General features: G+C 66.2%; 15 protein-coding genes. 10 read left to right on the forward strand and 5 right to left on the reverse strand.

Features of this window, described 5'->3' with window-relative positions:
* The first annotated feature begins 12 nt into the window (after positions 1-12).
* From P12x_RS30780 to P12x_RS30805, 6 genes are all read left to right on the forward strand, one after another.
* Positions 13-354, forward strand: a complete 342-nt coding sequence (locus P12x_RS30780; protein ID WP_435011923.1) for a hypothetical protein — start codon at positions 13-15, stop codon at positions 352-354.
* 68 nt (positions 355-422) lie between these two features.
* On the forward strand, positions 423-1,817 hold the full coding sequence (locus P12x_RS30785; RefSeq protein ID WP_435011924.1) for a hypothetical protein: 1,395 nt from the start codon (positions 423-425) through the stop codon (positions 1,815-1,817).
* A 58-nt stretch (positions 1,818-1,875) separates the two neighbouring features.
* The gene (locus tag P12x_RS30790; protein ID WP_435011925.1) at positions 1,876-2,346 is read left to right on the forward strand and encodes a hypothetical protein; all 471 of its coding nucleotides are present in this window, start codon (positions 1,876-1,878) and stop codon (positions 2,344-2,346) included.
* A 57-nt stretch (positions 2,347-2,403) separates the two neighbouring features.
* Entirely contained in the window at positions 2,404-2,973 is a 570-nt protein-coding gene (locus P12x_RS30795; RefSeq protein WP_435011926.1) for a hypothetical protein, read from the forward strand.
* Positions 2,973-3,293 (forward strand): hypothetical protein, encoded by a 321-nt coding sequence (locus tag P12x_RS30800; RefSeq protein WP_435011927.1) that lies wholly within the window; start codon positions 2,973-2,975, stop codon positions 3,291-3,293. Before P12x_RS30795 ends, P12x_RS30800 begins: the two co-directional genes overlap by 1 nt.
* A 680-nt stretch (positions 3,294-3,973) precedes the next feature.
* Entirely contained in the window at positions 3,974-5,314 is a 1,341-nt protein-coding gene (locus P12x_RS30805; protein WP_435011928.1) for an IS110 family transposase, read from the forward strand.
* A gap of 1,657 nt (positions 5,315-6,971) precedes the next feature.
* Here the strand turns inward: P12x_RS30805 and P12x_RS30810 are convergent.
* Positions 6,972-7,094 carry a hypothetical protein gene (locus P12x_RS30810; protein ID WP_435011929.1) on the reverse strand — a complete coding sequence of 41 codons (123 nt, stop codon included), beginning with the start codon at positions 7,092-7,094 and terminating at the stop codon, positions 6,972-6,974.
* A 295-nt stretch (positions 7,095-7,389) separates the two neighbouring features.
* Positions 7,390-8,040, reverse strand: a complete 651-nt coding sequence (locus tag P12x_RS30815) for an IS1634 family transposase (RefSeq protein WP_435011930.1) — start codon at positions 8,038-8,040, stop codon at positions 7,390-7,392.
* Between the two features lie 255 nt (positions 8,041-8,295).
* Here P12x_RS30815 and P12x_RS30820 point away from each other — a divergent pair, with 255 nt between their 5' ends.
* The 3 genes from P12x_RS30820 (at position 8,296) to P12x_RS30830 (ending at position 10,761) form a co-directional block, all read left to right on the forward strand.
* Entirely contained in the window at positions 8,296-8,898 is a 603-nt protein-coding gene (locus P12x_RS30820; protein WP_435011931.1) for a transposase, read from the forward strand.
* Between the two features lie 239 nt (positions 8,899-9,137).
* Positions 9,138-10,280, forward strand: coding sequence for an IS630 family transposase (locus tag P12x_RS30825; protein ID WP_435011932.1), 1,143 nt, complete (start codon positions 9,138-9,140; stop codon positions 10,278-10,280).
* Positions 10,281-10,296: 16 nt separating this feature from the next.
* On the forward strand, positions 10,297-10,761 hold the full coding sequence (locus P12x_RS30830) for a transposase (protein WP_435011933.1): 465 nt from the start codon (positions 10,297-10,299) through the stop codon (positions 10,759-10,761).
* Between the two features lie 102 nt (positions 10,762-10,863).
* Here the strand turns inward: P12x_RS30830 and P12x_RS30835 are convergent, their stop codons facing one another.
* The 3 genes from P12x_RS30835 to P12x_RS30845 form a co-directional block, all read right to left on the reverse strand.
* A complete protein-coding gene (locus P12x_RS30835) occupies positions 10,864-11,919 on the reverse strand; it encodes an IS1634 family transposase (protein WP_435011934.1) in 1,056 nt (351 codons plus the stop codon).
* Positions 11,889-12,515 carry a hypothetical protein gene (locus P12x_RS30840; RefSeq protein WP_435011935.1) on the reverse strand — a complete coding sequence of 209 codons (627 nt, stop codon included), beginning with the start codon at positions 12,513-12,515 and terminating at the stop codon, positions 11,889-11,891. The genes P12x_RS30835 and P12x_RS30840 overlap by 31 nt, the downstream gene beginning before the upstream one ends.
* Positions 12,516-12,627: 112 nt before the next feature.
* Entirely contained in the window at positions 12,628-13,005 is a 378-nt protein-coding gene (locus tag P12x_RS30845; RefSeq protein ID WP_435011936.1) for a helix-turn-helix domain-containing protein, read from the reverse strand.
* 101 nt (positions 13,006-13,106) lie between these two features.
* Here P12x_RS30845 and P12x_RS30850 point away from each other — a divergent pair, with 101 nt between their 5' ends.
* Positions 13,107-13,544, forward strand: coding sequence for a hypothetical protein (locus tag P12x_RS30850; RefSeq protein ID WP_435011937.1), 438 nt, complete (start codon positions 13,107-13,109; stop codon positions 13,542-13,544).
* Positions 13,545-13,985 lie beyond the last annotated feature (441 nt).

A 13,985-nucleotide genomic window follows, 5' to 3' on the forward strand; every position in this document is an offset into this window, starting at 1 on the left:
AGGATCCCGACCATGACCCAGTCCCAGCTCGATCGTTCCATCGCCGACCGGACCGGCGATTCGCTCCGCACGGTCCACCGGATCGGGTTCGGCCTGCCGGCCGCCGATCTGGAGCCGGAGGACCTCCATCTGGTCGTCGACTGCCCGTTCTGCGGCCATCCCACCCCGTACCCGGGCCGGGCCGGCGACGGCTCGCCCGCGCTGGCCGAATGCCCGGGAGATCGATGCGACGTCTACTTCGACTTCAGGCCCGGCGAGGTCTATGCCGCCGGGCCGGTCGATCATCGGATCATCCCGACCAATGGATCGGTGATTGATAACTGGCTGACTCCAGCTCGCCGGATTCACCGATGACCCGGGTCGGTCCACCCCGGGCACGAGCCATCGCGACCCGGGATCCCATCCCCTCGGAGACCACGACCATGATCACCTTGACCCGCCGCCAGGCTCGGGATCTGCGCGGCATCTTTCGCCGATCCGTCCTGGGCATCGCCCATCGCGGGCCGATCCCGCCGATCGTCTTCTCGGTCGAGTCCGGCCGGCTTCGCGTGAGACATCATCATGCCCATCTGGCGGTCGAGCACGCCGCTGCCTCGGCCTGGCCGTCGGGCGGATCCGTCGCGTTGCCGCTCGAAGCCCTGGCCGAATTCGAAGGCCGCGACGAGGCGACGGTCGCCCTCGACCCCGCCTCTCCCGAGCGGACCGTGGCCCGCTGGTCCGATCGGGGGATCCCGCAGTTTCGCGAGTATCCGGCCCTGGCCAGCGACGGGCTCGGCCCGTTCCCCGAATCGCCCCGGTCGTGGGTCGAGGCACCCGCTTGCCTGCTCGACGCCCTGGCCGAGGCGACCGCCACGGCCGCCGAGGTAGACACGCGCTATGCCCTGAGCAGCCTGGCCCTGAGGGGCTCGGCCGGCTCGATCGCCGCCACCGATGGTCATCAAATCCTGATCCAGGGGGGCTTCGAGTTCCCCTGGGACGGCGACGTCCTGGTCGGCCGCTCGCCCCTGTTCGCCTGCCGGGACCTGCCCCGGGATCGGCCGATCTCGATCGCCAAAACCGATAGCCACGTCGCCCTCCGCGTCGGCCCCTGGACGATCTGGCTGGAGGTCTTGACGGATCTCCGCTATCCCGACGTCGACCGCATCCTGCCCGGATCCAACGACGCGCTCACCCGTTGGCAGATCGACCCCGGCGACGCGCGGTTCCTGCTCGATTCGCTGGGCCGCCTGCCCGGGGCCGAGGAGACCAACGCCCCGGCGACGATCGACCTCAATGGCCGGATCGCGGTCCGGGCGAAGGCCGTCGGGGATGGCCATGCGACCGAGCTGGTCCTCTCACGATCGGTGTACACCGGGCCGCCGGTCCGGCTCCAGACCAACCGGGAATTCCTGGGGCGGGCGATCCGGCTGGGTTTCTCCGAGGTCGAGGTCGTCGACGCCGAGAGCCCGCTGGTCTGCCGGGACCAGCGGAGGGTCCTGGCCTGGCAGCCGCTCTCCGGCGAATCGGCCCTCGGCCCGTCCGAGGACGTGGTTCGGATCGAGTCGCCCCCTGCGATCGTCGTCGTTCCCGAGGTCGCGAACGATCGCATCCCGTTGCCTCGCCAAACCGACAAAGTCGAACCGGCCCAGGACCGGGATGGCACCGGCCTGCCGGCCCTGATCCGCGAGGCCGAGTCGATCCACCGGGCGCTGGGCGAGGCCCGTTCGCGCTCGCAGAAGCTGGTGGTCGCGCTCCGTCGCCAACGCAAGCAGGCCCGCCTGGTGGCGGCCACCCTGGACTCGCTCCGGCAGCTCCGGCTCCGGGAGGTCGCCGGCTAGCCGGGCCGGCCCATCGCGGGTTTGAGATCGACCTTCAAGCATCCTGGGAGGAACGCCCATGCCCCTGCGGCTCAACGTCGGCGTCAGCAAGAAGCTCGGCCTGCCCGCCTACTCCTCGATCGGGGCGAGCTGCCAGCTGGAAGTCGAGCTGGATTCGGGCCTGCTCCGCGACCTCGACGGCTTCCACGCCGAGGTCCGCAACGCCTTCATCGCGGCCCGGCAGGCCGTCAACGACGAGCTGGCCCGGCTCCAGGTCCGGACCGAGCCGGGTGACGCCCCCGCCACCGAGCGTCGCGACATGATCCACCCCGTGGAAGTCCGCCCCACACCCGGCCCGGAGTCGCGACCGGCCCGGATCGGCAAGCCGGCCACGACCAACCAGGTCCGGGCGCTGGTCGCGATCGCGCGGAGGCAGCACGCGGACCTGGATGGGCTGCTCGGCGAGCTGGGCGTCGCCCGGCCCGAGGACCTCTCGCTGGCCGAGGCCTCCCGGCTCATCGATCAGCTCAAGGCCGCCGGTGTCGTGTGAGCGGCCTGGCCCACGCTCGGCCTGTTTCGTCATCCTCAATCACCAGGGAGATGCCCCATGCCCGGCTTGACGGTCACCGAGAAATCCCACTGGCGCGACCGGATCGCCGCCCGGATCGCGAAGGCGGCCGAGCGGATCAAGGCTCGCCATCCGACCCTGTTCGACCGGGTGGCCCGCGAGGCCCACGAGCAGGCCCTGGCCTCGCTCGGCCTGTCCGAGATCTACGCCGAGATGGAGTCGATCAAGTCCGAGGAGGGGACGCTGGCCCGTCGCAAGAAGGCCGCCCAGCGACGGATGGTGGCCACGCTCCGAGGACGGCCGATCGACGAGGTCCCGGACTCCTTCAGTTTCCGCTATGGCGGCGACCCCTCGGTCCCTCCCGAGGTGACCGAGGCGATCGCGCAGAGGCAGGCGGCCCACCAGGATCAGTTGCTGGCCGACGACCCGATCGGCCGGGAGATCGCCCGGCTGGAGTCCGAGAAGGACCGCCTGCTCGACACGGTCTGGCTGGCCGCGTCGCCGGCCCAGTTCAAGCAACTCTGGGTCAAGGTTGGCGAGCTGCTCGGCGACGCGCCGACGGCCCTGGAACGCGAGGCGCTGGCCATCGAGCCGGCGAAGGAGGCCTGATGCCCCGACGCCATCGCAGGCGACGGCCCGGCCGTCGTCCCCCCGATCGCCACTCCCAGCGTTCCGGGAGGCCGCTCCCCGGCGGCTTCACGCCCCCCGGGCTCGACCCCCTCTACCGGATCGCCATGCCGGGCCTGACGGGGGATCGGAAGCGAGAGTACTTCAACGGCCTGACCGGCTGGCTCGTGGCGGGGATCGCCCCGGGCATGGCGATCCTGGGCTTCTCCCTGTTTGGCCCGCTCGGGGCGATCCTGGGACTCGGCTTCGGCCTGGTCGCCGGCGGATGGTCCGCCGAGAAGGGGCGGTTCTACCGGCAGTGAAATCCCGGAGTGGGTGAAGCCTCGGGCCAGGACGGGATCCGTTCCGACTGGAAACAATCACGGCGTGATCGCAGAGCCAGGCCTTGGCGTGACTGGCCTATCTCGCTCGCGACCTCTGCCCGTTTCGCCGGATCACCGGCCTGGTCCGCCGCATCGAGCTCCGTCTTGACCTTTGCGCTGATCGCACTGGCCACCCGAAAGGGGGTAATCCTGGGCGAGAGCGATCGGTCGGCATCGGGCTCCAGGACCCCTGGTCCCTCCTGTACGGGTGGATCAACAACCTTCGTGCCGGGCGTCGATACGGCAAGACACCCTCGGGCGGTCCATCGGGGCCTCCCGGGGGTTGCACTTTTTCTTATCGGGTATGAACGTTAGCAGGGCGGTGACCAAACACCGCTCCTCCCGCTTGCAACGTCCTGGCACTCCGGCTTATATCTAGGGATACCGGATTCGGGACGGGGTGAAGCGGATACGATCGAATGCCGTCCGGGCATGGGGCGGGCCGTTCACCTCGGGGCCGGTCGATGATAGATATGGGCTTCGAGCCCGGTTTTTTAACTGACCACCCCGCGGCCCACCCGGTTGAGCCACGAGCTCGAAGAGGTAAGTGCCGTTCGGCCCACTTGGCTCGCTCCCGCGAGCTGCACCCGCCCACGCCCGGTCTCGACGGAGGCATGGCAATGGATCGATACGTCGGCCTCGACCTCCACAAGCAGTTCATCGAAGTCTGCGCCCTCGATGACAAGGGCAAGGTCGCCTACCGCGGCCGCACCGGCTGCCTGCGACAGGAGCTGGAGGCGTTCGCCCGGGCCCAGCTCACCAAGACCGACCACATCGCCCTGGAGGCCACCACCAACACCTGGGCCGTCGTCGACGTCCTCCGCCCCTTCGTGGCCCGCGTCGTCGTCGGCAACCCGCTCAAGACTCGCGCCATCGCCGAGGCCAAGGTCAAGACCGACAAGGTCGACGCCGAGGTCCTCGCCCAGCTCCTACGCTGCGACTACCTGCCCACCGTCTGGCAGCCCGACCAGGACACCCAGCAACTCCGCGGCCTGCTCACCCACCGCGCCGCCTTGATGACCCAGAGGTCGCGGGCCAAGAACCGCGTCCAGTGCCTGCTCGCTCGCCTGCTGCTTCAGCCCCCCTGCAAGGTCCTCTGGACCAAGACCGGGATGGCCTGGCTGAAGGCCCTCGACCTGCCCGCCCATGCTCGACTGGCCCGCGACAGCGAGCTCAGGCAGATCGCCCTGATCGACGGCGAGCTCGCCGAGATCGACAAGGAATTGGCCGAGTCCGCTCGGAAAGAGAAGCGGGTCCAGCTCCTGATGACCATCCCCGGGGTGAACTACGTGGTCGCCCTGGGTCTGCTCTCGGCGCTGGGCGACATCGGCCGATTCCGCGATGGCGACCACGCCGCCAGCTACCTGGGGCTAGTCCCCTCGACGAGGCAGTCGGGCCGCAAGTGCTACCACGGGCCGATCACCAAGTCGGGCAGCCCCCAGGCCCGCGGCCTGCTGACCCAGGCGGCCCAGCACGCCAGCCGCCACCCCGGCCCGATCGGGGCGTTCTTCCGCCGGCTCTCCAAGCGGAAGAGCCGCGCGGTAGCGATCACGGCGGTGGCCCGCAAGCTGGTGACGATCGCCTACCTGATGCTCAAGAACAACGAGCCGTACCGCTACGCCAGGCCGGAGCTGATGCGCGAGAAGTTCGCCAAGCTCCAGGGGGCCGGCACGCAGGCGGCTGAGGGAACACAGGCATCGCCCCGGGCCAAGGCCGGATCGGGCCTGGCGGAGGTCTACCGGTCGGCCCAACTGCCTCCCGTGACGGCGCCTGAGAGCCTGCCCGCCGGCGAGCGTCGGATGCTCGCGGAGCGAGAACTAGGGGATTTCGTCCGGGGGCTGTACCAGGGGAAGTCGGCCGATTCTGGAGCAGAGCCGGCCGAGGATCGAGGCCGGAAGAAGGGCGAGCAAGAGCCAGCGAACTCAGGCGAGACTGGCCGCCCGGCGGGGCGGCGGAAATGAGATCTTCTTTTAGATATCAGGAGTAGGATTGTGTTGATTGGTTGGGGCGCATCGTCTCTCGTCCCGTGACCGCCGGGGCGTGGGCGGCATCGATCCCCGGGGGCTCTGCCCCCGCACCCCCGGGATTTTCCGAGGCATGGCTCCGGTGTCCGAAGCGGGCTGGAAGGACAAGCGACCCCTGGACGACCGGGGCCGGCCAGGGGCCTCGTGCGCCTCGGCGCACCGTCGGCCCGGTTATTCCTCGTCCGGTTGCGTCCCCGCAGAGCCTGACTCCGCTTCACCGAGCCGCGTCATTGTAACAAATCCGCCGTCGAACCACGGGCAACACTTGACACGTTCAGAGGTACCTATCAGCGACCCCCGACCATTCCTGCTCCTGGGGAATCATCGAGAGCGTCACTTCCCGTTCAGGGCGATCCTGCCCTTGGCGAAATCGGCTTCCGAGCGCCCGTAGTCTCCGGGCTCTGGGAGCACCTGGCCGACCTCGCCGAGGACTTCTCGGAGCGGAAACGACTGCTGATCTCAGCCCTGAGGAACGCGGAGAGTTTCGACGAGGTCCGACGCATCCGCGAGCGGCTCGACCGACGGGAGACTCAGGTCGAACCGGATCCCGAGACGTCCCCCCAGGGCGGTATCTGAAGACGCCCTCTCGGCGAATTTGTACGAACGGAGCCACCCGGTGGCTCGTCCCGGGAGATCCCCACCCACGGTAGCAGAGACCCCTCCGATGAGGCTCGCCCCGAGCCCGTCGCGGATCACGGAAACGGCCGCCCGAGCAGCCCGATCCGACGATCGCTCTCGCATCGTATTCCCTATCGTTCAGGGCGATTGGAGGACTGCCGCGAGGGACTTGCTCTCGCGGACTCGGATGAGTGCGGACAACCGACCCGTTCCGTGGTCATCGACGGACACTCGCCATGTTTCGGCGCGTGACGCGACCGGTGATCAGATTAGCGGATGCACCTCGGGAGTCTCCTCCCGTCTTGATGGGTATGCCTCGCCAAGACGCTCATGGCCGTCACTCGCGTCTTTTCGTGTCACGGCTTGGCCCAAATCCGTCGAAAATTCGATGGTGAAGGCGACCCTGCCCGATTCTCCCGGCGTCAAGTGGCGGCACAATGATCGCCACTTGACGACCGACGAGGAGTTGAGAGAGTCCTGAGGAGGCCTCAATGAGACCCGAATCGGCCTCCATGCGATCCCGAACAGACCCGAAACGGGCGACGGCCGACCCCGAAGGAAGCCAAACGTGCCCATTTGGGCGCCCTCGGCTGGGTCTCGCCTGGCGAGAAATCCGCCGAAGGGTTGAGATTCCGATCCCGGGCCGCGGCCCGTCCCTGATCGAGATCGGGAGGCCCAAAAATGGCCGGAAAAGCGATCCGAAACGGGACCGAATTTCATCGACCAGAAGCCGAGGAGATCGGGTGGGAAATCCAGGCGCGAGGTGGAGGCCTTGATGTCCATTCCTGGGATCAAATATCCCCCGCCTTCCAGGCGGCCACTTGTAGTACGTCGAGGTGGCCATCACGGCTCGGGCGAGGCTGATCGTCGGGGCGAGCGAGGATCGATGAGGCCGGAGTGTTGGACCGCACTACCAGGGGGGGTCGGAACACTGTGCCTCTGCCGCCTTGGTCGGGCTTTCAGCCGACTGGCGAACCTACCGCCTTCCAGCCGGTAGAGCCTCAGTCGTCGCCGCCTCGTTGGCGCGGGCCACGCCGGTCAGGGCGTCGGTCACGCCGAGGGAGGTGAGGATGGCCAGGCTCAACGCTTTCCAGTTCACGGCTGATGCTCCTACGAAATGCTGGTCTTCGATCTTCGTGATTCGTTCGCGGCCTCCAGTGGGCCGCCCTTCCCTCGATTAAGCGAGAGCCCGTTGCGAAAGCGGACACCGAACACTCGTTATTCTTTTCGGGCCGTGAGGTGGTCGGCTACAATCGCTGGTGCCTCGTCGAGTTACGCCATGTAGGCAATCTAAATAGCTCCACTCAACAGGGAAAGTGCTCGATTCTGGTCCAAGCTGGGAAGCATCGGGAATTCGGACCATCTTGCTTTCCCTGTTGAGTGGAGCTATTTACTCACATTCCGCACCTCCTCCGGAAAGTTTGTAGGCGGTCCGCGTCGATGCCCAGGAGTTGGAAGACTCGACGCTGAGCGGGGTCGGGTCGGGCCAGCCGCCGCGTGATCGTGCCTCGCTCCTCGACGATCACGATGCACAGGGGGCCGAGGATCTGGATCAACGCCGGGCCGGTCGGCGAGTGGCACGGGCGTTCTTCCGGGTAGATCCCATACAGCGGCTTGCCCCCGAGTTCCCGACGTACCCGCCGTTCCATCAACGCCAGCACCATCAACGCCCAGACCAGGATGCACAGTAGCCCGGCGATCCAGTCCGGGTTCTTCAGGAACATCGGCGCCACCTCCAGGGGCCCCTTGAGGTGATGAAACCGCCGCTCCACCCGGCTCTGCTCCTTGTAGACGCTCAGCACCTCGGCGAGCGGGTGGCTCTGCTTGGGCAGGTTGGTTTTCAGCACGTAGATGCCCTCCAGGTGCTGCCAGCGTTCCAACGCCGCGGGGTCGAGCTGCCAGGAGAGTCCGAACCCGGTACCGGCGTCTCCAGACAGATGGTAGCTGATCAAGGCCCCTTCGCCATACTTGCCCTTGGCCGCCTCCAGGCGACGGACGATCGCCTCGGTGGTCTTCAGGCTGTACCGGCCCAGGTTCCTCCGCACCGCCTCGAACTCGGCGACGACCTTGGCCAGGTCTTGGCCTCCTGGCGGGCCTTGGACTGGCTCCAGACGAAGACCATGCGGTACCCAAGGAGGCTAGGATTTTTTCCCCCTCGCGCCGGCTATACTACACGCATGAGCGATCTGCCGCTGTTTCCCGAATCCGTGGACGCCCCGGGGCCGACACCCCGACCCGGTGCTGACCTCGGCCCCGTGCCGGCTCCCCGGTTGCGACGTCCGGTCCGCGACCAGTTGATCATGCGTCCCTGCTCGATCGACGAATTGATCGCCGACGACCATGACGCTCGCCTGGTCTGGGATCTGGTCCAGACCTGGGACCTGTCCCGGTTTCTCGGGACCATTCGGGCTCGGGGTGAGGCACCGGGCCGGGCTTCCACCGATCCCCGGTTGCTCATATCGCTCTGGCTCCATACCGCCACCCAGGGCCTCGCCAATGGCCGCGAGCTGGCCCGACTCTGCCAGGAGAGCGACCCCTACCGCTGGCTCTGCGGCACGGTCTCGGTCAACTATCACATGCTCAATGACTTCCGGGTCGAGCACGCCGGGCCGCTGGAGGATCTCCTGACCCAGATGCTCGCGGTGATGATCCGAGGCGAGTTGGTGACCGTCAGCCGGATAGCCCAGGACGGCACCCGGGTCCGGGCCTCCGCCGGGGCCGGCAGCTTCAAGCGACGCGAGACGATCGAGTCGTCGTTGGAGCGAGCCAAGGCTCATCTGGAGATCATCGCCAAGCAGGCCGCGAAGTCCGACGACGCCACCGAGCGTCGCCGGCTCGCCGAGCGGAAGGCGGCCCAGGGTCGGGTCGACCGCATGAAGCAGGCCCTCCAGGAGCTGGCCTAAGTCGAGGCGGCCAGGGCCCAGCAGAAGGACAAGCCGACCAAGGCCGAGCGGGCCCGGGCCAGCACGACCGACCCCGAGGCGAGGTTCATGCGTATGCCCGACGGCGGGAATCGCCCGGCGTACAACGTGCAACTGGCCGTGGATACCCAGAGCCGGGCTGTAGTAGTTCATCGACGCTAAAGAAGTGGGTAAAATCGGGTCGGATTTCCGACACCATCCGGGCACCGGAGGCCGACCCGATGAACTCCGCTCTGAAATGCCAGGTCCACCTCACCGCCGAGCAGCGCCGGGACCTCGAACGGACCGCCCGTGACGGCCGGACGCCGGCCCGTAAGGCCCGGTACGCCAGGCTGTTGCTCCACGCCGACGAGGCCCACCCGGAGGGCCGCCGCAACGACGCCTGGATCGGCGAGGCCCTCGGGATGCACGTCAACACCGTCGCCCGGGTCCGCAAGAGCTTCGTCGCCGGAGGGCCCGACGCCGCCTTCGGGCGCAAGGCCCGCGAAGCACCGCCGGTCCCCCCCAAGATCGATGGCCACGTCGAGGCCCACCTGGTCGCCATCCACTGCGGCCCGCCGCCGGAGGGCCGGGCCCGCTGGACGCTCAAGCTCCTGGCCGGCGAGTTGATGGCCCGCAAGCTGGTCACCGAGGTCTCGGTCGAGACGGTCCGCAGGGGCGCTAAAAAAAACGCGCTGAAGCCCTGGCTGAAGGCCGAGTCGTGGTGCATCCCGGAGCGGGATTCGGCCCGGTTCGTCGCGCAGATGGAGGAGGTCCTCGACGTGTACGCGATGCCGCCGAGCGAGGAGGAGCCGACGGTCTGCATGGACGAGGCGGCCAAGCAGATGCTGGAAGGCCTCCACGACCCGCTCCCGCCGGCCCGCGGCCGTGCGGCGCGGGAGGACTACCACTACGAGCGCAAGGGGGTGCAGGCGATCTTCATGTTCTTCGACCCGAACCGGGGCTGGCGGCGGGTCAGCTGCCGGGAGAGCCGCACGCGGGTCGACTGGGCGCACGAGGTCAGGCGACTGCTGGACGAGGACTACCCGGCGGCGCGCAAGGTCCGGCTGGTCTGCGACAACCTGAACACGCACACGACCGCGTCGCTGTATGCGGCGTTCCCGGCGGCGGAGGCGCGCCGGCTGGCGCGGCGGCTGGAGATCGTGCACACGCCGCGCAACGGGAGCTGGCTGAACGTGGCGGAGATCGAGCTCTCGGTGCTGGCCCGGCAGTGCCTGGCCCGTCGGATCGGGGAGCCCGAACTCCTGGCCGCCGAGTGCGCCGCGTGGGAGCGAGCCCGGAACGCCGAGGGCGGTCGGGTGATCTGGAAGTTCACGACGGCCGATGCCCGGGTCAAGCTGAGGTACCTTTACCCACAATTTTAGCGTCGATGAACTAGTAGTGGGCGTGGAGGTCACCAAGGCCGGCAGCGACGCGGGGCTGTCCGAGCCGATGCGAGACCAGGTCCGGGAGCGGACCGGCCAGGTCGTCGGAGAGCAACTGCTCGACGGCGGCAACGTGAAGCTCGACGACCTGGACCGGGCCGCCGCGGCCGGGCCGGCGGTGACGCTGACGATGCCGGTGCCCAAGCCCCGCAAGAAGGACGCCGACCCGCATCGGCCGAAGAAGACCGACAGCGAAGCGGTGGCGGCCTGGCGTGTCCGGATGGGGACGGCCCAGGCGAAGGCGGGTTACAAGGACCGCGCCTCGACGATCGAGACGGTCAACGCGGAGTTGAAGACCGAGCGAGGCCTGGAGCGGTTCCGAGTCCGAGGGTTGTCGAAGGTGAGATGCGTGGTGTTGTGGAGCGTGCTGGCACACAACGTGATGCACTTCGGCTGGCAGACGATGCCCCTGGCGGGATAAGGAGGGGGTCCAAGAGGGGTTCGCGGTCGCTCCCAGCCGTCTCCAAGCCCCCGCGAGCCCCTCGGGGGGCGGGGGCGAGTCGAAGATCAGAAGATGACAGCCTCATCCTGACCATCGCCCGGTCTCGCCTCCAAACATGGGCCGAATCAAAGCAATCCCAGCCTCCAGGCGGACCGCCTTCTCATCGACCTCGCCCTCGATCTGCTCGGCGACCTCGACGGCCTTGTACTGGTCACGTTCCTCGGGGGCGAGCTTGGCCTGGCTCTGGGGAAAGTAGTCCACCACCTTCAGCTCGTCCCGCATCTCCAGGTAGCGGCCCTGGAGTTGCGGCAGGAGAACCCCGCCGCAGAGGAACTGGCCCTCTCGGGCCGCAATCGTCAGCAGGTTCTTCGGTGAGTCGAGGTTGGTGTCGGCGATGTAGAGCAGCTTGCCCTTGGGCAGGGTCCGGGCCAGGAGCTTGAGGTTTTCCATGTGGCTGGTGACCTCGGCTGCCTTGCCGTCCAGCGACAGGTGGCCCACCGGCACGCCGCCGTCGCCGGTAACGTCGAGGCCAAGCTGGACCTGCTTGACGTGCTTGCGACCGCTCTTGGTGCGGCCGTAGGCCGGCATTGGGGTCGGCTTGGGCTGACCCTCGGGCGACGCGGCATCGTAGGCCCCGTACAACTCGACAATGGTCAAGTCGTAATGGATCTGGGCGACGTCCAGCTCGAACCGCTCAATGGCCTTGAGAACCAGGGCGGCCTGGATCGTGTCAGCGTGCTCGGCGAATCGTTCCAGGGCGCGACCGAGTCGGTCGTCGTTGAGTTGCTCGGTGGTGAGCCCGTAGTAGTCGGTCAGTGCGGCGGATTGGGCCCATTGGCCGATGCGGAATAGGGCCTTGGGCTGAAGCAGTCGGTTGGCCACGAGGACTTCGACGAGGGCGCCCAGGGGTACGTCGCCCTGCCAGGGGACGAGTTCGTCGATCGTGGCGGCGAGGTTGAGTTCCCGAAAGTAGGGTACCGTCCAGATTCCTGCGGAAATATCCTTTAAGGGTTTTTGTCCTTGGTCCCGGCCTTCGAGGCGATTGCAACTCTCACCGAGAGCCGATTGAAGCTTTAGAACAAGGTAAAACGTCGCCTCGTGGCCGATCATTGTCGCACGGATGGGAAGGCCAGCCATTCGGGAATTGACCAGACGTGATCGGCCAGCCCGGCCGCCATCGCCGGACTCCTCTTCCGCCAGATGCCCTGGTCGTCTTTGATCCGTAAGGTCCGGACCGGCCAGCAGAAATTGGAGACGTACATCGTCAGGTAGGTCACCGATTCGTGATGCCGCCAGTCCTTGCTGAATCGGTATGTCTTGCGAGTCTTCCGGGCGTTGCGATGCCGGTCCGTGCCGTTCTGCCGCTCCACGAACGATGTGTTGATCGATCGGCTCACCCTGGACATCCCCAACGCCGCGGCCACCGCCGCCATCGTGCCGAAGATCACCCGCGTGGCGATGGCCACCACACGGCCTCTCTCTTGCGTCTTCTCCACCACGGCATAGGTCAGGCCCACCGGCTCGACCTTGTAAGGGGCCCTGGGCCGGCCTCGCTTGCCGGTCCGGGGCGGCGTGATCGTCTCCCCATAGGCCTCGAGGATCGCATTCTCGTAGGCCTGATAGCCGTCGGTGGTGATCAGGTCCATCAGCCTTCCCCCGGTGCGTCGCTTGAAGTCATCGATCACCGCGACGACGTTCGCGGCCGTCCGCTCGCCGGACACGACGCCGATCACCAACCGACTCTCGGCATCGATCGCGACATGGTCCCAGGTGTCTCCCTTGCGGTCATCGGCCGGGTCGGTCTGGTCGCAATTCTTCTCCTTCTTGGCGACGAAGGACCACTTCTCATCGAACTGGGCCTCGCGTGTGAGGGGGGGAAATCGCGACCAACTCGTCGTGGAGGTCGCGGGAATGCTCGCCAGCGACCCGACTCAGGCGGCCGACGGTGCCGCGATCGACCTTGCAGAGCCGACCCGTCTGTCGAACGCCGCACCCTTCGGCGATATGCTCCAGGACCGATTCGATCTTCTCCGGCGGCAGTCGCGAGTCGAAGAGTAGCGTCCCTTTGCGCTCGGAGAATCGGGCCTTGCAAGCCTGGCAGCGGAGCATGCGTCGGGACTTCTCGGGACCATAGCGGCTGGTCACCGTCAGATTTCCGGCCCCACGCTTGCCATGTTCGAGGCACTGAGAATTCAGGCAGCAGAAGCGAGAGAGGTCGTCCATGGTGCGGCTCCGCCGATGCGATCCTCAAGGCTGATGGCCAGTTGTGTCACTTCCGAATGATAGACCAATGGTCGGGTGCCGTCCGACACTGATCGGCCACGATGAAAATCCACGATTATTCACTTTACATTGCTGCGGTCGTGACCGTTAAAGCCGGGACGACGATTTTGCAGAGTCCCAAATTGAGAGGCGACGCGAATCGATTACTGACCAGTGCCGCGGGCCCGGACGCATTTCGAAAACTATACGGCGACGTCTTTCTGGCGGGGGTCACTTTGGGTGGTGAGCTGATTCTATTCATGGAGATCCAATACCACAATCGATCAGATTTTGAAAGTATCAACGCCTCGATCAAAGCTAGTGATATCTTGGGTATAAATCAAGGGTCCGCATCATTTCAAAGTTCTTTGCAAAAAATCACGTCTTCTTATTCAATTACCATCAAACATTTTCAGAGAGGCGGCAGCGACGCAGACACCCCGTTGACGCCAGAAAACCTTGCGTCCAAGGCGTCTACCTTCGCGAATACTGTTACGTGAGATAATTTATATAATTACACTGCTTCATCTTAAACATACGACGTTCTTCCAAGAGATCCTGGTGCCACTCCAATTCAACTCGAGAACCAACGACAGCAACTGCAGCGGATGGGCTTGTATCAGCTTCGATATCGGCAACTCCTAAACTCCGTCGAATACGTTCTCTTCAACTCGGAGCAATTCGAACCATTCGATAGTACCGCACTCGTGCATAAACAACGCGAGATAAACGACGCACTATCGTCATTGGTGGAGGCGGCGTCACGGTGCTTCACCGACCCTACTGTCCCACACAGTTGTGATATCCCCAATCTGCCGGATCCTGTGGTTGCTCTTCCGAAACGCCTCGACCAATCAACGATTGGAGCCCAGAGAGAGGCCAAAGAGACGGCAGAGCGTACGCAGGGCCACGCGAAGGCTTGCATTGAAAGTGCTAGGCAA

This window comes from Tundrisphaera lichenicola, assembly GCF_051175385.1.
GTDB lineage: Bacteria > Planctomycetota > Planctomycetia > Isosphaerales > Isosphaeraceae > Tundrisphaera > Tundrisphaera lichenicola.

Excerpts from the sequence above, each read along its gene's own strand:
- P12x_RS30780 (WP_435011923.1), top strand. The coding sequence starts at position 13 with ATGACCCAGTCCCAGCTCGATCGTTCCATCGCCGACCGGACCGGCGAT.
- P12x_RS30785 (WP_435011924.1), top strand. The coding sequence starts at position 423 with ATGATCACCTTGACCCGCCGCCAGGCTCGGGATCTGCGCGGCATCTTT.
- P12x_RS30790 (WP_435011925.1), top strand. The coding sequence starts at position 1,876 with ATGCCCCTGCGGCTCAACGTCGGCGTCAGCAAGAAGCTCGGCCTGCCC.
- P12x_RS30795 (WP_435011926.1), top strand. The coding sequence starts at position 2,404 with ATGCCCGGCTTGACGGTCACCGAGAAATCCCACTGGCGCGACCGGATC.
- P12x_RS30800 (WP_435011927.1), top strand. The coding sequence starts at position 2,973 with ATGCCCCGACGCCATCGCAGGCGACGGCCCGGCCGTCGTCCCCCCGAT.
- P12x_RS30805 (WP_435011928.1), top strand. The coding sequence starts at position 3,974 with ATGGATCGATACGTCGGCCTCGACCTCCACAAGCAGTTCATCGAAGTC.
- P12x_RS30820 (WP_435011931.1), top strand. The coding sequence starts at position 8,296 with ATGCGTCCCTGCTCGATCGACGAATTGATCGCCGACGACCATGACGCT.
- P12x_RS30825 (WP_435011932.1), top strand. The coding sequence starts at position 9,138 with ATGAACTCCGCTCTGAAATGCCAGGTCCACCTCACCGCCGAGCAGCGC.
- P12x_RS30835 (WP_435011934.1), bottom strand. The coding sequence starts at position 11,919 with ATGGCTGGCCTTCCCATCCGTGCGACAATGATCGGCCACGAGGCGACG.
- P12x_RS30845 (WP_435011936.1), bottom strand. The coding sequence starts at position 13,005 with ATGGACGACCTCTCTCGCTTCTGCTGCCTGAATTCTCAGTGCCTCGAA.
- P12x_RS30850 (WP_435011937.1), top strand. The coding sequence starts at position 13,107 with ATGAAAATCCACGATTATTCACTTTACATTGCTGCGGTCGTGACCGTT.